This is a genomic window from Phreatobacter sp. (assembly GCF_052440005.1).
In the GTDB taxonomy this organism is placed as follows: domain Bacteria; phylum Pseudomonadota; class Alphaproteobacteria; order Rhizobiales; family Phreatobacteraceae; genus Phreatobacter.
The window spans coordinates 1-18,188 of sequence record NZ_JBQVQL010000088.1 but is presented as its reverse complement, the minus strand read 5'-3'; the positions used below and the strand labels follow the sequence as shown (position 1 = coordinate 18,188).

Here is an 18,188-nt window from a genome sequence, read left to right as displayed (position 1 = left end):
CGGCCCGGCCGCCGGCGCCGCGGCGGTGGACGCCTGGATGGCGGTGCACGGCGGGCGGGCGGAGCGCATCCGGACGGCGGTGGCGGAGATCGCCGGCTCGGGCCTGACGGTCTCCAAGGCGACCGTCGCCGCAAGCCTCCTCGGGGACCTCGTGCGCGGATGAGACGGCTCGGCGCCCTTCTCCTCGCCCTTGTGCTGGCCGGGACCGTCCCCGCCGCGGCACAGAGCCCGCGCGCCGAGGGCAGCGAGGGCGCCGTCCATCGCGAACAGGTCTGGCGCCTGCCGCACACGGCCGACGAGGGGCGCGAGATTGCAGTCATCGTCTTTCGTCCGCCCGGCGACACGCCGCGGCCGCTGGTGGTGATGACCCACCACACCTCCGCCGACGCCGCGCGCAACGGCGAGCCGCGCCACGGCGTCTATCCCCACGTCGTCGCCTGGTTCGTCGAGCGCGGCTACGTGGTGGCCGTGGTGCACCGGCGCGGCTACGGCCTCACCGGCGGCGAGAGAGCCGAGCGTTTCGCCTGCCGGAGACCCAACCACTTCGCCGCCGGACGCGCGGATGCCGCCGACCTCGCGGCCGCCGTGGACGGGCTGACCGGCCTTCCCTTCGTGCGGAAGGACGGCGTCATCGTCGTCGGCCAGTCCACCGGCGGCTGGGCGGCGGCGGCGATGGCGGCGGAGAACCATCCGGCCGTGGCCGGCACGATCAATTTCGGCGGCGGACGTCGCGGCCGCTCCGGCGAGACCGGCCAGACCTGCGCCCTCGACGAACTGGTGCGCGACGCGCGGATCATGGGCCGGCGGGCACGCACGCCGGCGCTCTGGCTCTATACGGAGAACGACCAGTCCTTCCCGGCCGACCTGACGCGGCGCATGGCGGAGGCCTATCGCTCGGCCGGCGGTACGCTGGACTTCCAGTTGCTGCCGCCCTTCGGGCGCGACGGCCATGCGCTGCTTCCCAATCCCGGCGGCATGCCCATCTGGGGGCCGCTGGTGGAGCGCTTCGTCCTGAAGTTCAGATAGCGGCGGGCCCGCTCAGACTGTCTTGTCGACGGTCAGGCCGGTGCCCGGGGCCGGGCTCGACTGGGCGGCCGAGGCCAGCAGGTCGATGACGCCCTGGTCGGCTTTCAGCTGCTGTTTCACCATGGCCGTCTGGATGCCCATGCGGGTCTGTTCGCTCTGCATGGCGATCATCGTGCCCGCAATTCCCGCTGTCGACATCCACCGTCTCCTCGTGCCCGGACCCATCCTGCGCCCGACAGGCTTAACGAAGCCTTCTGCGGGCACGACCCGAAGATGTGGATACCACCCACGGCGCGCATAAAACTGTGGCCGGGCTACGAAGCGATACGTAGTCTGACCTCGGGGATCGGACGGCCGATCTTTCCTTTCCGTAGCGTATGGTCAGACCTTGCCCGACAGGTTTTCGCTCTTGCTGGGAGCCGACGCTCTGGATGCGCGGCAGAGACGGGAAGTTCTCGACGAACTTTTCGACTACAGACCCTATCTCCTCGCCAGCGGGGCGATGGCGCTGCTCATTCTCCAGGTTTTTCTCTCGGGCGCGCGGAGTGAGGCGCTGATCTGCGTGGTGCTCGTGGCGCTCGGCGTGATGCTGCGCTTCCTCGTCGATCGGGTCTACCGCGCAAGGAGCCACCGGGAGCCGGGCAGCAACTGGGCCGTCGTCTTCGGGGTGACCTGCGTCGGCGTGGCGCTGCTCTGGGGCGTGACGGGCGCCATCCTCTACCGCGCGGCGGACGACAGCATGCGGCTGGCCGTGCTCGCCCTCGGCTGCGTCCTCGTGCAGGCCGTGACCTTCCGCAGCTACATGGCGCCCGGACCCACCATGGCGCAGGTGGCGATCCTCATCGGCTTCCATGCGATCGCCATCGCCTATGACGGGCTCTACGTCCTGATTCCGGTCTGCATGGTCTACACCGTCTTCCAGGGCATCTGCATCGTTGCGCTCGGCAAGGTGCGGATCCGCCAGATGGCGGCGGAGCGGGAAACGCGCCGGCTGCTCGGCGAGCTCCAGACGATCAATGCCGAACTCACCCGGGCCAACCTCCGGCTCTCCGATTCCGCTCTCAGCGATCCGCTGACCGGGGTGGGCAATCGCCGCCGCTTCGAGGAGGCGCTGGCGACGATGGGCCGCGCCGCAGCGCGTCAGGAGCGGCCGATGTCGCTGCTCCTCATCGACGTCGACCATTTCAAGCGCTTCAACGACAAGCACGGCCATGTCGCCGGCGACGACGCGCTGCGCCACGTGGCGGAACGGCTGAAGGCGATCGCCGGTGGACCTGAGGAGGTCGTGACCCGTTTCGGCGGTGAGGAATTCGCCGTCCTCGCCGGCGGCACCGACGAGGCTGCGGCGCGCGCCCTGGCGGGGCGGATCCTCGCCTCGGTGCGGCAAGCGCCCTGTGGCTCGCCGCTGACCGTCAGCATCGGCGTGGCGACGGCGCGCGGGACGGCGGGCGCGGCCGACATCGTCAACGCGGCGGACCGGGCGCTCTATGCGGCCAAGCGCTCGGGGCGCAACCGCGTCGTCTGCCACGGCGACGGGGACGATCCGAAAGTGCCGGAGACGGTCGGCCGGTAAGGCCCGTCAGCGGGTGGGAACGGGCCGCTCGCCGCGATAGTCGTAGAAGCCGCGCTGGGACTTGCGGCCGAGCCAGCCGGCTTCGACATATTTCACCAGCAGCGGGCAGGGCCGGTACTTGGAATCGGCGAGGCCTTCGTAGAGCACCTGCATGACCGACAGGCAGGTGTCGAGGCCGATGAAGTCGGCGAGCTGGAGCGGGCCCATGGGGTGGTTGGCGCCGAGCCGCATGGCGGTGTCGATGGCCTCGACCGATCCGACGCCCTCGTAGAGCGTGTAGATCGCCTCGTTGATCATCGGCAGCAGGATGCGATTGACGATGAAGGCGGGGAAGTCCTCGGCGACCGCGATGGTCTTGCCGAGCTTGGTGCAGAGCGCCCGGGAGGCCTCGAAGGTCTCGTCCTCGGTGGCGATGCCGCGGATCAGCTCGACGAGCTGCATGACCGGCACCGGGTTCATGAAGTGGATGCCGATGAAGCGCTCGGGGCGGTCGGTGGTCGAGGCGAGGCGCGTGATCGAGATCGACGAGGTGTTGGTGGCCAGGATCGCGTCGGGCCTGAGGACCGGGCAGACGGACTGGAAGATCTTGACCTTGACCTGCTCGTTCTCGGTGGCGGCCTCGATGACGAGGTCGCAGTCGGCGAGGTCGTCGACCTTCGGCGCGCCCTCGATCCGGAGCAGCGCCTTCTGGCGGTCCTCCTCGGAAATGAGGCTCTTCGACAGCTGACGGCTCATGTTGCCGTTGATGGTCGCAAGGCCCGACTTGATGCGATCCTCGGAAATGTCGTGCAGGGACACGTCGATGCCGGCGAGAGCCGCCACATGCGCGATGCCGTTGCCCATCTGCCCGGCGCCGATCACGCCGATCTTGCGAATGTCCATGGTTCCACCCGGTGCACGGCCCGGCGCCTCGTCCGGGCGGCGGTGCGATCAAAACGAACTGGCGGACATCTCTACGACGGTCCTGCCGCCGACGCCATCCCGACCGCGAACAAGACGGCGGGCGGAGATGGCTCTCCGCCCGCCGGATGTCGAACTTACTTGCCGAGCTCTTTCTCGAGCTCGGGCAGGATGGTGAAGAGATCGCCGACGAGGCCGTAGTCGGCCACCTGGAAGATCGGCGCCTCCTCGTCCTTGTTGATGGCGACGATCACCTTGGAGTCCTTCATGCCGGCGAGGTGCTGGATGGCCCCCGAAATGCCGACGGCGATGTAGAGCTCCGGCGCCACGACCTTGCCGGTCTGGCCGACCTGCCAGTCGTTCGGCGCGTAGCCCGCGTCCACCGCGGCGCGCGAGGCGCCCATGGCGGCGCCGAGCTTGTCGGCGACGGGCTCGATCACCTTGGCGAAGTTCTCCTTGGAGCCGAGCGCGCGGCCGCCGGAGATGATGATCTTGGCGGCGCCGAGCTCGGGACGGTCGGACTTGGCGATCTCCTCGCCGGCGAAGGTCGACAGGCCCGGATCGGCGGCGGCAGCGGCCGCCTCGATCGGGGCCGAGCCGCCGGCTCCCGCCGCCTGGAAGGAGGCGGTGCGCACCGTGATGACCTTCTTGGCGTCGGTCGACTGCACGGTCTGGATGGCGTTGCCGGCATAGATCGGCCGCTCGAACGTGTCGGGCGAGACGACCTTGATGATGTCGGAGATCTGCATCACGTCGAGGAGGGCCGCCACGCGCGGCATGATGTTCTTGCCGTTGGCGGTTGACGGCGCGACGAGCGCGTCATAGCCGCCGGCGAGCGACACGATCAGGTCGGCGGTCGGCTCGGCGAGCAGGTTGGCATAGGCGGCGTCGTCGGCCACCAGCACCTTGGCGACGCCGGCGAGCTTGGAGGCGGCCTCCGCGGCGCCCTGGCAGCCGGAGCCGGCGACGAGCACCGTGACCGGCGCGCCGAGGGCGACGGCGGCGGTGAGCGCCTTCAGCGTCGGGTCCTTCAGCGAGGCGTTGTCGTGTTCGGCGAGAAGGAGCGTGGCCATCAGAGCACCCCGGCTTCGTTCTTGAGCTTGCCGACGAGTTCGGCGACGGAGGCGACCTTCACGCCCGCCTGGCGGCCGCCCGGTTCGGCGGTCTTGAGCACCTTCAGGCGGGGCGCGACGTCGACGCCATAGGCGTCGGGCGCCTTCTCGTCGATCGGCTTCTTCTTCGCCTTCATGATGTTCGGCAGCGAGGCGTAGCGCGGCTCGTTGAGGCGCAGGTCGGTGGTGACGATGGCGGGGGTCTTGAGCTTCACCGTCTGCAGGCCGCCGTCGACCTCGCGGGTGACGGAGACGGAATCGGCGGCGAGCTCGACCTTCGTGGCGAAGGTGCACGGGGGCCAGCCGAGGTGGGCGGCCAGCATCTGGCCGGTCTGGTTGGCGTCGTCGTCGATGGCCTGCTTGCCGAGGATGACGAGGCCGGGCTGCTCTTCGCCCACAACGCCCTTGAGGATCTTGGCGACGGCGAGCGGCTCGACGATGGCGTCGGTCTTCACATGGATGCCGCGGTCGGCGCCCATGGCGAGGGCGGTGCGGATGGTCTCGGCGGCGCCCTGGGCGCCGATGGAGACGATGACGATCTCCGTCGCCGCGCCCTTTTCCTTCAGACGGATGGCTTCCTCGACGGCGATCTCGTCGAAGGGGTTCATCGACATCTTCACGTTGGCGAGTTCGACCCCGGAGCCGTCGGGCTTCACGCGGATCTTCACATTGTAATCGACGACCCGCTTCACGGGCACAAGGATCTTCATCGTGTCCCTCCCCGAGCGGGTGATTTTTCGCTCGGATAATCGGATTTGAAAGTCATTTCGACCGGGCGCGCACCCTAGAAGCGGCCCCGCAGGGTGTCAACGAAACCACCCCGGCGCCGCCATAGGGCCTTCGGGTGATGCAGCGCAACAAAAATGGCGCTGCATCGTCACGGGGACAGCGTTGCGATCACCGGGACGTGGTCGGAGGGGCGGTCCCAGCCGCGGGCCTCGCGCAGGATCTCCACCTGCCGCATGGCGGGTGCGAGGGCCGGGCTCAGCCAGACGTGATCGAGGCGGCGGCCCTTGTCGGCGGCGGCCCAGTCCGCCGAGCGATAGCTCCACCAGGTGTAGAGCTTCTGCGGCTCGGGCGTGAGTGCGCGCATCATGTCGACCCAGCCACCGGCGGTCGCGACCTCGGTGAGCCGACGCCGCTCCAGTGGTGTGTGCGAGACGACCTTGGTGAGCTGCTTCGAACTCCACACGTCGTGCTCGAGCGGGGCGATGTTGAGATCGCCGACGAGAACCGTCTTCTCCGTGCCTCTCCCGACCCGGAGGGCGTCCCAGGCCTCCATCTCGTCGAGGAAGCCGAGCTTATGGGCGAATTTCTCGTTGATGGCGGGATCCGGCTCGTCGCCGCCGGCGGGCACGTAGAAATTATGGATGCGCACGCCCGCGCCCGGGCCGTCGGCGAGGGTCACGGCGATGTGGCGGGCGTCGTTCTTGCCGCAGAAGGCGCGGCGGTCGATGTCGGCGAGGCCGTGACGGGAGAAGACGGCGACGCCGTGATAGCCCTTCTGGCCGTGGATCGCGATGTGCTCGAAGCCCATGCGGCGCACGTCGGCGAGGGGGAACTGGCCGTCCATGCATTTGGTCTCCTGCAGGCAGAGCACGTCGGGCTGGTGCTCTGCGACGAAACGGGCGACCGTCTCGATGCGCAGGCGGACGGAATTGATGTTCCAGGTGGCGATCTTCAGCGTCATGGGTCCTCGCGCGGCGGACCATAGAAGGCGGGCGGCGCGGCGGAAAGCGGCAGCAGCCGGCTGTCCACCGCTTGCAACGGCGGCGGGAGGCGCCGGCAGCCGGTCGCCGGATGCTTGCACCTTGCCCGCGAGCGGCTTTGATGGTCCAAACCGATTCGGACGAGGACGCCTGCCTTCATGCCGACGCTGTTCCGCTTCCTGACGATCCTGATCGTGCTCGCCGGCCTTGGCTTCTCGGGCATGCTGGCGCTCGCCTATCTCGTCGAACCCGAGCCGCGCGAGATGAACGTGCAGGTGCCGCCCGCCCGTCTGCAGCCGCGCCGGTAGGGGCGATGGCCGGCGAGATCGACCTCTTCCTCGACATGATGGCGGCGGAGCGGGGCGCTGCCCGCAATACCCTGGAAGCCTATCGCCGCGACCTCGACGACTACGCGTCCTTTCTCGCCACCACGGGAAGCGGCCCGAAGGCGGCGACGACGGCGACGATCCGCGACTACCTCGCCGATTGCCAGGGGCGGGGCCTGAAGACCGCCTCCGTCGCCCGCCGGTTGTCGGCGGTGCGCCAGCTCCATCGCTTTCTCTACGGCGAGGGGCTGAGCGGCGAGGATCCCGCGGCAGTGCTGGAAGGGCCGAAGCGCGGGCGGCCGCTGCCGAAGACGCTCGGCCTCGCCGAGGTCGACCGCCTGCTCGCCACCGCCCGCGAGGGGCTCGACGACGCGGCGCGGCCGGTCGGCGAGCGGCTGAGGGCGGCGCGGCTCACCTGCCTCCTCGAACTCCTCTATGCGACGGGCATGCGCGTGTCGGAGCTCATCGCCCTGCCAGTCGGCGCGGCGCGGCGCGACCAGCGCTTCCTCGTGGTGCGCGGCAAGGGGAACAAGGAGCGCATCGTTCCGCTCAATGCCCCTGCCAAGGACGCCATGGCCTCCTATCTCGCCCTGCGCGAGGAGGCCGGGCTCGGTCCGTCGAAATGGCTCTTTCCGTCGTCGGGCGAGAGCGGCCATCTAACGCGCCAGCATGTGGGGCGCGAACTGAAGGCCGTGGCGGGTGCTGCCGGGCTGTCGGCGGCCAAGGTCTCGCCGCACGTGCTGCGCCACGCCTTCGCCAGTCACCTCCTGCAGAACGGGGCGGACCTGCGCGCCGTGCAACAGTTGCTCGGCCATGCCGACATTGCGACGACACAGATCTATACCCATGTGCTGGACGAGCGGCTGAAAAGCCTCGTGCGCGACCTGCACCCCCTCGGCAACGAGGACTAGGACAGGTCCGTCCTTGACTTGCCCTGTCCCGAGGGGCATGTGCTCGCGCTTCATCGGGCTCCTCGGGGGGCCGTCCCCCCGGCCCCCACGGGCCGATGCTCACAGGTTCCGGGCCGCACCTTGCCGATGCGCAGCTACCTCGATTTCGAAAAGCCGATCGCCGAACTCGAATCCAAGGTCGAGGAGCTGCGGGAGGTGGCCGCACGTGACGGCGGCGTCTCCATCACCGACGAGGTGGCCAAGCTCGAGCAGAAGGCCGGTCAGGCGCTGAAGGACCTCTACCAGGCCCTCACGCCGTGGCAGAAGACGCTGGTCGCCCGCCATCCCGGCCGCCCTCACACGCTCGACTACATCGCCAAGCTCGTCGAGGACTTCACCCCGCTCGCCGGCGACCGCGCGTTCGGCGAGGACGAGGCGATCATCGGCGGCTTCGGCCGGTTCCGCGGCCAGAGCCTCTGCATCATGGGCCACGAGCGCGGCGACACCACCGAGACGCGCATCCGGCACAATTTCGGCATGGCCCGCCCGGAGGGCTACCGCAAGGCGGTGCGGCTGATGGAGACCGCCCAGCGCTTCGACATTCCCGTGGTGTCGCTGGTCGACACGGCCGGCGCCTATCCCGGCATCGGCGCCGAGGAGCGGGGTCAGGCCGAGGCCATCGCCCGCTCCACCGACTGCAGCCTCGGGCTCGGCGTGCCCAACATTGCCGTCATCATCGGCGAGGGCGGCTCGGGCGGGGCCATCGCCATCGCCACCGCCAACAAGGTGATGATGCTCGAACACGCCATCTACAGCGTCATCTCGCCGGAAGGGGCCGCCTCGATCCTGTGGCGCGACACCACGAAGGCGCAGGAGGCGGCGACCAACATGAAGATCACCGCCCAGGACCTCATGCGGTTCGGCGTGATCGACCAGATCGTGCAGGAGCCGCTCGGCGGCGCCCACCGCGATCCCGACCTTGCGGTGCAGCGGGTGGGCGACGCCATCGAGACGGCGCTGCAGGGCATGGCCGGCCTGCCGGCCGAGGACATCCGGCGGCTCCGGCGCGACAAGTTTCTCGCCATCGGACGGGCGGTCTGAGCCTGCGCCCACGGCGCACTGCCATGGTTCCGCCGTCTTCCTGACCGCACCATCACCCATCTGTGACCATCCGGTGGAAATCATTAACCCTCGGTCGGATTTTCGGCGGGTTGCAGTAACCTCGGGTTGACGCTATCGGTCGTTTTCAAGGGTCCGTTAAGGATCATCAGCGCCAAGCTGACACCGTTCGTAGGGCCTTCCTCGCCCCGTTCCGGAGCAGAGCATTGCAGCAGACGGCCGGCATTCCCCAGGTGGCAATCTCGCGGTCCAACCGTCTCGGCGGCTGGCGGCTGGCGCTGTCCGCGGCGGCCTGCGCCGTGCTTCTGGCGGGCTGCCAGGGCCAGAGCCTGTCGCGCAACGATCCCAACCGCGGCAATGCGCCGCTGGCACAGGCGGTCGTCGAGGAGCTGAACGTCAAGGGGATGACGCGCGCCTCGCCGGTGCTGATGCGCATCTTCAAGGAAGAGGCCGAGCTCGAGGTCTGGAAGCGCGACGCGACAGGCCGCTATGCCCTCTTCAAGACCTATCCGATCTGCAACTATTCGGGCGATCTCGGGCCGAAGGTGCGGGAAGGCGACCGGCAGTCGCCGGAAGGATTCTACCAGATCAACATGGGTCTGATGAATCCGCGCTCGTCCTATTACCTCGCCTTCAACATGGGCTTCCCCAACCAGTTCGACCGCTCCTACGGCCGCACCGGTTCGCATCTGATGGTGCACGGCGACTGCTCGTCGCGGGGCTGCTACGCCATGACGGACGAGGCCATCGCCGAGGTCTACGCCCTGGCGCGCGAGGCGCTTCAGGCGGGCCAGGAGAGCTTCCAGGTCCAGGCCTATCCGTTCCGCATGACGCCGCGCAACATGGCGCGCCACCGCAACAACCCGCACATGGCCTTCTGGAAGAACCTGAAGGAAGGGCATGACCATTTCGAAGTGACGCGCCAGGAGCCGCAGGTCGACGTCTGCGAGCGCCGCTACGTGTTCAACGCGGTGTCGCCGCAGTCGGTCCTGGCGCAGGCCGGCGGCACGGGCGAGACCCGCGAGATGATCGCGGCGAGCGATCCCTGGGCCGGTACCCGCCGCACGGGCGCCGCCCGCGGCAACGTCACCACCGCACCGGCCCCGCGCACCCCGGTGCCGACCTCGCTCAACCAGCCCGTCACCACCATGGCGCCGGTGACCCGCGAGGCTCCGGCCTCGGCCCGCTCGATCCGCACCCGCTTCACCGCCATCGGCGACGACACCTCGGCGCCGCGTCCCTCCTTCCAGGCTGCCGCGCGCTGCCCTGCCTATGTCGTGCCGCCGGCGATCCGCCAGGCGGTTGCGGCCAAGAACGCCCGCGACATGGCGCAGGTCGCGGCCCTGTCGCGCGAGATCACCGCCGCTCCGGCCCGCTCCGGCATCGACGGCGGCACGCACCGCACCTTCGCCGACCGCTTCGCCCATCGCCAGATCCGCGTCGGTTCGTCCGAGCCCTCCTTCTCGCTGGCGAGCCAGCAGAGCCAGCCGGTGACGCTCGTCTCGGCCCGCTCTCCGGCGGTGACCCCGGAAGCCGCTCCGGCCGCAGCACCCGCCGCGGCTCCGTCGCTCGCCTCGGCGAGCTCCACGCCGGTGACGCTGGAGGCCTCCATCGCGACCACGATGATGAGCGCTCCCGTGCCGCAGCCCTCGCCGATGCGCACCACCATCGCCCAGCGCCAGAGCGGCGGCGAGGTATCACAGGCGCTTCCCGGCACGGCCTTCGCGCCGGTCCAGCCGGCGGCTCCCGCGGCTCAGCCGCAGGGCAACTGGCTCTCCCGCGCTGTCGGCAGGCTGGGCGTCGGCGGCAACGCCGAGCCGGCAGCCGTCCAGGAAACGGCTCCGCAGGTGGCCAACCAGGGCGCTGCACGGAACTAATCGGCTCGAGCCGGTCCGGACATCTCGGAAAGCGCCCTGCGGGGCGCTTTTTGCGTCAGGCCGCGAGCGGATAGGTCTCCTCGACCAGGTACGGCCCGCCGCCGACCGATTCCTTCGACGAGAACAGTACGAAGCTCGGCACGATGAAGGTGCGGCTCATGAAGAGGCCGCGCAGCGCCAGCCAGTCGGCCACCGACCGCGCCGTGGCGTCGCGCGACAGGCGCGCCAGGGTGATGTGCGGCACGAACTTGCGGGGCTCGGGCGAGAGGCCGACGCGGCGCATGATGCGCTCGTGCTCGGCCTGCAGCTCCATCAGCGGCTGGGTCTGGCGCACCTGGACGACGATGGAGCGGGGGCGGTCGCCGCCGAAGGCGCCGAGCCCGGTCAGCGTCACCTCGATGGAGCGCTTGCGGACGGCAAAGAGCAGGTCGGCGATCTCGTTGGCGGTGCGCTCGTCGACGTCGCCGACGAAGCGCAGGGTCAGGTGGTAGTCATCGGGCTCGATCCAGCGGGCGCTCATCAGGCCGCCGCGCAGCCTCGCCAGATCCTCGCGCAGAGCCTCGGGAACCTCGAGACCGGTGAAGATGCGGGGCATGGCGACCTCCCTGCGCTGCACGCCGACGCCCTCGTGCGGACGTCGCTCCCATCAACTCCCGGCCGGCCGCCGGTGGTTCCCGTCGGCGAGGAACCCGGCGAATCGACCGCGGGACGGTTCGAGTGTGACGCTCGCCGCGCCCGATGTCATGACCATGACGGCGGCTGCGAGGTCAGGCGACCTTGAGCGCCGTCCAGTGGTCGAGGAAGGCGTCCAGCCACAGGCGCACGCCGGGATCGTGCAGGTAGCGGCCGTCGAAATGGTCCTGGCGCGGGCGGGCGTTGGGCGAGGCCATGCGCTCGTGTGCGCGCGTGGTCCAGCGGTTCATCATCCAGTGCGTCACCTCGGGGTGGAACTGGATGCCGTAGGCCGCCTTGCCGACGCGGATCGCCTGGTTGGCGAAGCAATCGCCGGTGGCGAGGAGCTCGGCGCCCGTCGGCACCTCGAAGCCCTCGCGGTGCCACTGGTAGACGTGGTCGGGCCAGGGCAACTCGCGCAGTGCCGCCTCTGTGGGGTGGAGCGGATAGTAGCCGACCTCGACGTGGCCCTCGGGATGGAAGCCGACCTTGGCGCCGAGATGGCGGGCCAGCATCTGCGCGCCGAGGCAGATGCCGAGGAAGGGCAGTTCGTCCTTCAGGGCGAGGCCGATCCAATCGGTCTCCGCCTTGACGAAATCGTCGGGGTCATTCGCGCTCATCGGCCCGCCGAAAATGACGGCGCCGGCCAGGCTTCGGGTGTCGGTCGGCAGCGGGTCGCCGAAGCGGGGGCGGCGAATGTCGAGCCTGAAGCCGCGTTCCTGAAGCAGGTGGCCGACGCGGCCCGGCGTCGAATGCTCCTGGTGCAGCACGATGAGGACGTCGCGGGGACGATCAGCCTTAGGGGACTGCCTGCGCCGCACCACCGGGATCACCGGTCCGGATATCGTCGCGTCGGGTCGCAACAGTGGACGCACGGACATGGCGGTGAATCACCTCGGGGCCGGTTCGCTGGCCATGAGTGTGATCAAAGAATGAGCTTGCTTAAAGATGGCTGAACAAATGGCAGGTGTGCGTTGCACAACTGTCACAAGACGGCACGCTCAGCCGGCGAGAGCCCGCGCCAGGACCGAAGCCTCCACCGGCTTCTGCAGCACCACGTCGAACAGGCCGGGCAGCATGTCGGCGGGATCGTCGCCCGAGAGCGCCACGAGGCGCGGGTGGCGGGGATGGGACTTCATGGCGATGGCGACGGCGGCGCCGTCCATGTCCGGCATGCGCCGATCGATGACGGCGACGTCGAAGTCGTGGGTGGCCGCGGCCTCGAGCGCCGCGTGGCCGCCCTCGACGGACGTGACCTGATGGCCGAGCGCGCTGGCGATCCGCGCGACGACTTCGCGCGAAATGGCGTGATCGTCGGCGATCAGCACCCTCAGGGAGGGTCCCCGGGCGGGTGTGGCGGTTCTTCCGGTGGGCATGGCGGGCATGCGACAGGCCTAACGCCGAATGACGAAGAAATGGTTTATTGCGCCGTTTCCGTTCACGGAGTTGCGCATCCCCATGGTCGAGCTCCTCGGTCTCGTCGCCCCTGTCTTCGGGCTCGTCGCCCTCGGCTATGCGGCGGCTCTGGCGGGGCTGATCGGGGAGCGCGCGGGCGAGGGGCTCACCGCCTACCTCTTCGTCATCGGTGCCCCCGCGCTGATGTTCAAGCTGCTCACCGCCGCGGTCTTTCCCGGCGTGTTCCCGTGGGGCTACTGGATCGCCTACTATGTCGGCATGGCCGTCGTCTGGGTCCTGGCGACGCTGCTCGCGGCCCGGCTGTTCCGGCGCAACCGCGGCGACGCGGTCATCGCCGGGCTCTCGACCGGCCAGGCCAACACCGTGCTCATCGGCATTCCGATCATCCTCAAGGCCTATGGCGAGGAGGCGGCCTTTCCCATCGCCATGCTGCTGGCGGTGAACCTGCCCATCACCATGACGCTGGCAACGCTGATGCTGGAGGGAACGCGCGCCGCGACCGGCGGCACCCTTTTCGTCAAGCTCGGACGCGGCCTTGCAACCCATCCGCTGATCCTCGCCATGGCGGCGGGCGTCGCCTTCCAGGCGATGGGCATCCGGCCTTCGGGCGTCGCGGCGACGATGCTCGACATGGTGGCGGGCACCACCATCCCGCTGTCGCTCATCGCCCTCGGCCTGTCGCTGAAGACCTATGGCCGTCGCGAGGACGTGCCCGTGGCGCTGATGATCTGCGCCCTGCGGCTGCTGGTGCATCCCGCGATCGCCTATGTCATCGCTCACCACGTCTTTGCTCTGCCGCCGGCGTGGACCGGCACGGTCGTTCTGTTCGCGGCCATGCCTGCGGGCATCAACGCCTATCTCTTCGCCGCACGCTACGGGCAGGGCGTGGGCATCGCCTCCACGGCGGTGGCCCTCTCCACGCTGCTGGCGGTCGCCTCCTCCATCCTGTGGCTGCGCGTCCTGGGAATCGGCTGAGCGCAGTTCATCGCCGGTTCATCCGTACCGGCGCGAAATGGGGACAATTGCGTATGATCCCCGAATGGTGGATTGTGACGCTCACGAAGTCGTGTTCAGCCGCCCGCGGGTGCCCAAGCGTTGACATCCCCACCCGCCTCCGCAGCCGATGGTCTCGACCGCAAGGTCTTCCGTGACTTCTTCGTGCTGGCCGCGGGCTGGTGGACGGGGGCGACCGCGCGCCGGGCCTGGTTTCTCACAGCCGCCCTCGCTGCCTGCCTCATCGTCAACGTCGGCATCAACTTCGCCGTCAACACCTGGAACCGCCGGTTCTTCGACGCGCTGGAAAACACAGACACCCCCACGGTGTTCTGGGCGGTCATCGTCTTCCTGGGGCTCGTCGTCTGCGCCGCCGGCGTCGGGGTCGGCATCGTGCTGTCGCGCGAGACACTGCAGGTGCGCTGGCGCGAATGGCTGATCGGGTCCCTCGTGGACCGCTGGATCGGCGGCCAGCGCTACTACCGCATGGGTCTTGCGCGCACCGAGCCGGCCAATCCCGAGTACCGCATCGCCGACGACACCCGGCTGGCGACCGAGCCGATCGTCGACTTCGCCATCGGGCTCCTCTCCTCCATCGTCTCAGCCCTGACCCTCGTCGGCGTCCTCTGGGTGGTGGGCGGTGCGCTCACCGTTCAGGTCGGCGGGACGAGCCTGTGGATCCCCGGTTACATGGTGCTGGCGGCGCTGTTCTACGGCATCGCCATGTCGGCGCTGATGCTGTGGGTCGGCCGCCGCCTGCCGGGGGCCGTGGCCCGCCGCAACGAGGCTGAGGCGAAGCTGCGCTTCGAGCTGACGCGGCTGCGGGAGAATGCCGAGAGCGTCGCGCTGATCCGCGGCGAGGCGGACGAGCGGCGGGCGCTCGGCACGACCTACCAGGACCTCGTCCAGCGCTGGCTCGGCGTGGTGCGCCGCCATGGTCACATCACCTGGCTGACGAACGGCAGCGGCGTCTTCGTGCCGGTGCTGCCGCTCTTGCTGGCGGCGCCGAAATATCTGTCGGGCGAGTTCACCCTCGGACAGGTGACGCAGCTCGCGGGTGCCTTCCTGCAGGTCCAGGTGGCCATCGCCTGGCTGGTCGACAATTTCCGCGCGCTCGCCCAGTGCTATGCCTCTATGCAGCGCGTCACGGAGCTGACCAACGCCATCGACGACATCGACGGCGACTTCGAGCATGGCCAGACAGGCGGAGTGGTGCTCGAACCCTCGGGGACCGGCGCGGTGCGGCTCGACAACCTCACCATTTCCGATCGCTCCGGCCGGGCGCTGATCGACCACGCCCATGCCCGCATCGAGGCCGGCGAGAAGGTCATGGTCTCGGGCGAGAGCGGCACGGGCAAGTCGACCCTCGTGCGCGCCCTCGCCGGCCTCTGGCCCTGGGGGAGCGGCGCCATCGCCCTGCCCGCAGGCGGCACGATCGCCTTCGTGCCCGAACGGGCCTATCTGCCGGCGGGGACGCTGCGCGGCGCGCTGCTCTATCCCGCGCAGAGCCTCGCCGTCGCCGACGCGGTCCTGAGCGAGGCGCTGACCGAGGCCGGCCTCGGCTATCTCGCCCAGCGCCTCGACGAGATCGACCGCTGGGACCAGACGCTCTCCAACGGCGAACGCCAGCGCCTCGCCATCGCCCGCCTGCTCGTCCAGCGGCCGGACCTCGTCATCCTGGACGGGGCCACCAGCGCCCTCGACGAAGGCGGCGAGGCGCGGCTGATGGCGACGCTCGTCGCCGCCCTCGAGGGCTCGACGCTGATCAGCGTCGGCCTCAGGCCCGGCCTAGAGGCGCTGCACGACCGCAAGCTGCTGCTCTCGCGCGGCGAGCGCGGCGCCCGCCTCACCTCTGTGGCGCTGCGGCCGATGGCAGCGGCGCTCACCACATCCTGATCCAGGCCGCACGCGGCCGATTCACAAGGACCTAAAGCCATGGCTCTCCACATCTGGGATCACTTCTGGGACCTCCGGGTCAAGGAATGCCCCTGCGACGTCCATTTCTGCGACTGGCTCGACGAGAACGAGGTGTCGGAGAAGGCAATCTTCCATTTCGGCACCGGCGGCCACCACATCCTCGGCCTGCACAACGTCGAGAAGGACCGCAAGAACGTCATCCTCGGCATCACCGCATCGCCGGGCGAGATCCGCACCTACGAGACGATGATCGTCGAGAACCCGGAACTCGGCTGGGGCTACAAGGCCCTGTTCGGCGACATCTACCAGCTCGACGCGCGGCTGCTGCCGATGTTCGACGTGGTGACGCTGTTCCATGTCGGCGAGTTCCGCACCGAGGCCAACGACGCCTATGGCGGCCTGACCGACTACCAGATGGTGAAGCTCCTCGTCGGCCAGACGAAGCCCGGCGGCACGGTCGCCTTCTATGCCGGCTCCTACGCCTACGACATCGCCAAGGTGCAACACGACAAGATGGTCGAGGAGGGCCTGCTGACGCCCAAGGATCAGTACAAGACCCTGCCGCTGTTCGAGCGGACGGCGAAGCCGGTCTGATCCACCCGCACGGTGGGTTGCCATTCCGACCGCTCCGGCCGATCATGAAACGACCGTGACACGAGCCGGAGCGCCGGTAGGAGCCTCATGTCCGACATGGATTCGCGCAGCCCCGGCACCGTCATTCCTCTCAATGCCGGTGCCTCCCCCCCGCGGGTCTCCTTCGATCGGCGCGAGTTGCAGGCCATCCTCCAGCTCTACGGTCGCATGGTCGCAGCGGGGGAATGGCGCGACTACGCCATCGACTTCCTGAAGGGCAAGGCGGTGTTCGCCATCTTCCGCCGGGCCTCGGAAATGCCCCTCTACCGGGTGGAGAAGAACCCCGAGGCCAAGCAGGGGCCCTATGCCGTGATCAACACGGCGGGCCTCGTGCTGAAGCGTGGCCACGATCTCCGGCGCGTCCTCGCCGTCCTCGAAAAGCCGCTACAGGTCGTCCAGTAGGCCGGCGCCTTCTCTTTTCCGCATATCCCTCGTCGCAGGCATGGCCTGCGTGCGCGTCCTTGACGACGCGCGTGGCCGCACTATCATTCCTGAAAATCCATTTCATTCTATGAAATGAAGGGCCGGGGCATCACCCGCCGGCCCCGAGTCGAGGATGTCCGCCCGCCATGACGAGCTTCCAGCCCCTTCCCCATGCGACCATCCCGGCCGAGGACGAGGCGCTGCGCGGGGAGGTCAAGGCCTTCCTGGCGGAAACGCTCGCCGGCATGCCGCCGGAGAAGCGGGCGCGTTCGTGGATGGGCGCCGACCCCTCCTTCAGCCGGGCGCTGGGCCGGCGAGGCTGGCTCGGCCTCAGCCTGCCGAAGCGCTATGGCGGCGCGGAGCGCGGCTTCTTCGCCCGCTTCGTCATCGCCGAGGAGCTGCTGGCTGCGGGCGCGCCGGTGGCGGCACACTGGATCACCGACCGGCAGTCAGGCCCGCTCATCCTGCGCTACGGCACGGAGGCGCAGCGGACCTTCTACCTGCCGAAGATTTCGGCCGGCGAGATCTTCTTCTGCATCGGCATGAGCGAACCCAATTCCGGCTCCGACCTCGCCAGCGTGCGCACCCGCGCCGAGCCGCTGGCGGGCGGCGGCTATCGTCTCAACGGGCGGAAGATCTGGACCAGCAATGCGGCCATCTGCCACTACATGATCGCCCTGGTGCGCACCTCGGGCACGCCCGAGGACCGACAGAAGGGCCTGTCACAGGTCATCATCGACCTGAAGCAGCCGGGCATCACCATCCGGCCCATCCGCGACCTGTCGGGCGACGCCCATTTCGCCGAGGTGACCTTCGACGACGTCATCCTGCCGTCGGACGCCCTGATCGGCGAGGAAGGTGCGGGTTGGGAGCAGGTCAATGCCGAGCTTGCCTTCGAGCGGTCGGGGCCGGAGCGCATCCTCTCCTCCATGGTGCTGGTCGACACCTGGCTCGCCTGGCTGAAGAGCCTGCCCTCGCCGAGCAGCGACGACCTGGTGCTCGTCGGCCGGCTGGCGGCCCAACTCGCCGCGTTGCGGGCCCTGTCGATCGGCGTCACGGCGCGCCTCGTCGCCGGCGACAGCCCGGTGGTGCACGCGGCCCTCGTCAAGGATCTCGGCACGACCTACGAGCAGATGATCCCCCGGGCGATCTCCGCGGCGATTGCCGGCGATCCCGGTGAGAACCCGCCCGAGGCCCTCATGCGCACGCTCGCCTACACGGTCAGCATGGCACCCTCCTTCTCCCTGCGCGGCGGCACGCGCGAGATCCTGCGCGGCATGATCGCCCGCGGCATCGGCCTCAGGTAGAACCCGTCCATGACCGATACCCTGATTGCAGACACCGCCGACCGCCTGATGGCGGAGGTCGTGCCCCCCGCCGCCGTGCGCGGCCTGAAGGATCGCGCCGCCGCCGCACCGGTGTGGAGCCTCCTCGCCGAATCCGGCTTCCTCGACGCGCTCGTGGCCGAGGCCCATGGCGGCGCCGGCCTTTCCGCCGCCGAGACGCTGCCGGTCCTGCTCGCGGCCGGGCGCCACGCCCTGCCGCTGCCGCTCGCCGCCACCATGGCGGGCCGGGCTGCGATCGCCGCGGCGGGCGAGGTGG

General features: G+C 69.4%; 20 protein-coding genes. 12 read left to right on the top strand and 8 right to left on the bottom strand.

Annotation, left to right across the window (positions count from 1 at the left end; all coding sequences use genetic code 11):
* The first annotated feature begins 159 nt into the window (after positions 1–159).
* Complete coding sequence (locus ACT6XY_RS18255; protein WP_444749745.1) at positions 160–1,026, top strand: dienelactone hydrolase family protein; 867 nt, start codon at positions 160–162, stop codon at positions 1,024–1,026.
* A 12-nt stretch (positions 1,027–1,038) separates the two neighbouring features.
* Here ACT6XY_RS18255 and ACT6XY_RS18250 read toward each other — a convergent pair whose 3' ends face one another.
* Positions 1,039–1,224 carry a hypothetical protein gene (locus ACT6XY_RS18250; protein WP_444749744.1) on the bottom strand — a complete coding sequence of 62 codons (186 nt, stop codon included), beginning with the start codon at positions 1,222–1,224 and terminating at the stop codon, positions 1,039–1,041.
* 211 nt (positions 1,225–1,435) lie between these two features.
* Here ACT6XY_RS18250 and ACT6XY_RS18245 point away from each other — a divergent pair, with 211 nt between their 5' ends.
* Positions 1,436–2,599: a diguanylate cyclase gene (locus tag ACT6XY_RS18245; RefSeq protein ID WP_444749743.1), complete on the top strand. Its 1,164-nt coding sequence runs from the start codon at positions 1,436–1,438 to the stop codon at positions 2,597–2,599.
* A gap of 6 nt (positions 2,600–2,605) precedes the next feature.
* On the opposite strand, the gene ACT6XY_RS18240 is transcribed toward ACT6XY_RS18245, so the two are convergent.
* The 4 genes from ACT6XY_RS18240 to xth form a co-directional block, all read right to left on the bottom strand.
* A complete protein-coding gene (locus tag ACT6XY_RS18240; protein WP_444749742.1) occupies positions 2,606–3,481 on the bottom strand; it encodes a 3-hydroxybutyryl-CoA dehydrogenase in 876 nt (291 codons plus the stop codon).
* A 155-nt stretch (positions 3,482–3,636) separates the two neighbouring features.
* On the bottom strand, positions 3,637–4,572 hold the full coding sequence (locus ACT6XY_RS18235) for an electron transfer flavoprotein subunit alpha/FixB family protein (protein ID WP_444749741.1): 936 nt from the start codon (positions 4,570–4,572) through the stop codon (positions 3,637–3,639).
* Complete coding sequence (locus ACT6XY_RS18230; RefSeq protein WP_444749740.1) at positions 4,572–5,321, bottom strand: electron transfer flavoprotein subunit beta/FixA family protein; 750 nt, start codon at positions 5,319–5,321, stop codon at positions 4,572–4,574. The genes ACT6XY_RS18235 and ACT6XY_RS18230 overlap by 1 nt, the downstream gene beginning before the upstream one ends.
* Positions 5,322–5,488: 167 nt before the next feature.
* Positions 5,489–6,301, bottom strand: a complete 813-nt coding sequence (gene xth, locus ACT6XY_RS18225) for an exodeoxyribonuclease III (RefSeq protein WP_444749739.1) — start codon at positions 6,299–6,301, stop codon at positions 5,489–5,491.
* Positions 6,302–6,478: 177 nt separating this feature from the next.
* Here xth and ACT6XY_RS18220 point away from each other — a divergent pair, with 177 nt between their 5' ends.
* From ACT6XY_RS18220 to ACT6XY_RS18205, 4 genes are all read left to right on the top strand, one after another.
* Positions 6,479–6,628, top strand: a complete 150-nt coding sequence (locus ACT6XY_RS18220) for a histidine kinase (RefSeq protein ID WP_444749738.1) — start codon at positions 6,479–6,481, stop codon at positions 6,626–6,628.
* A gap of 5 nt (positions 6,629–6,633) precedes the next feature.
* Positions 6,634–7,557, top strand: a complete 924-nt coding sequence (locus ACT6XY_RS18215) for a site-specific tyrosine recombinase XerD (RefSeq protein WP_444749737.1) — start codon at positions 6,634–6,636, stop codon at positions 7,555–7,557.
* A 126-nt stretch (positions 7,558–7,683) separates the two neighbouring features.
* Positions 7,684–8,637: an acetyl-CoA carboxylase carboxyltransferase subunit alpha gene (locus tag ACT6XY_RS18210; RefSeq protein ID WP_444749736.1), complete on the top strand. Its 954-nt coding sequence runs from the start codon at positions 7,684–7,686 to the stop codon at positions 8,635–8,637.
* A gap of 242 nt (positions 8,638–8,879) precedes the next feature.
* Positions 8,880–10,532: a L,D-transpeptidase family protein gene (locus ACT6XY_RS18205; protein ID WP_444749746.1), complete on the top strand. Its 1,653-nt coding sequence runs from the start codon at positions 8,880–8,882 to the stop codon at positions 10,530–10,532.
* A 55-nt stretch (positions 10,533–10,587) separates the two neighbouring features.
* Here ACT6XY_RS18205 and thpR read toward each other — a convergent pair whose 3' ends face one another.
* The 3 genes from thpR to ACT6XY_RS18190 form a co-directional block, all read right to left on the bottom strand.
* Positions 10,588–11,127 (bottom strand): RNA 2',3'-cyclic phosphodiesterase, encoded by a 540-nt coding sequence (gene thpR / locus ACT6XY_RS18200; RefSeq protein WP_444749735.1) that lies wholly within the window; start codon positions 11,125–11,127, stop codon positions 10,588–10,590.
* A 172-nt stretch (positions 11,128–11,299) separates the two neighbouring features.
* Entirely contained in the window at positions 11,300–12,085 is a 786-nt protein-coding gene (locus ACT6XY_RS18195) for a glutamine amidotransferase (protein WP_444749734.1), read from the bottom strand.
* 120 nt (positions 12,086–12,205) lie between these two features.
* Positions 12,206–12,580, bottom strand: a complete 375-nt coding sequence (locus ACT6XY_RS18190) for a response regulator (RefSeq protein ID WP_444749733.1) — start codon at positions 12,578–12,580, stop codon at positions 12,206–12,208.
* An 82-nt stretch (positions 12,581–12,662) separates the two neighbouring features.
* Here ACT6XY_RS18190 and ACT6XY_RS18185 point away from each other — a divergent pair, with 82 nt between their 5' ends.
* The 6 genes from ACT6XY_RS18185 to ACT6XY_RS18160 form a co-directional block, all read left to right on the top strand.
* Positions 12,663–13,595, top strand: coding sequence for an AEC family transporter (locus ACT6XY_RS18185; protein WP_444749732.1), 933 nt, complete (start codon positions 12,663–12,665; stop codon positions 13,593–13,595).
* A gap of 120 nt (positions 13,596–13,715) precedes the next feature.
* Entirely contained in the window at positions 13,716–15,509 is a 1,794-nt protein-coding gene (locus ACT6XY_RS18180; protein ID WP_444749731.1) for an ABC transporter ATP-binding protein/permease, read from the top strand.
* Positions 15,510–15,548: 39 nt separating this feature from the next.
* Positions 15,549–16,124 (top strand): hypothetical protein, encoded by a 576-nt coding sequence (locus tag ACT6XY_RS18175; protein WP_444749730.1) that lies wholly within the window; start codon positions 15,549–15,551, stop codon positions 16,122–16,124.
* Positions 16,125–16,211: 87 nt separating this feature from the next.
* Complete coding sequence (locus ACT6XY_RS18170) at positions 16,212–16,565, top strand: DUF2794 domain-containing protein (RefSeq protein WP_444749729.1); 354 nt, start codon at positions 16,212–16,214, stop codon at positions 16,563–16,565.
* Between the two features lie 167 nt (positions 16,566–16,732).
* The gene (locus tag ACT6XY_RS18165) at positions 16,733–17,893 is read left to right on the top strand and encodes an acyl-CoA dehydrogenase family protein (RefSeq protein ID WP_444749728.1); all 1,161 of its coding nucleotides are present in this window, start codon (positions 16,733–16,735) and stop codon (positions 17,891–17,893) included.
* A 9-nt stretch (positions 17,894–17,902) separates the two neighbouring features.
* On the top strand, positions 17,903–18,188 hold a 286-nt coding region (locus ACT6XY_RS18160; protein WP_444749727.1), incomplete at its 3' end, for an acyl-CoA dehydrogenase family protein.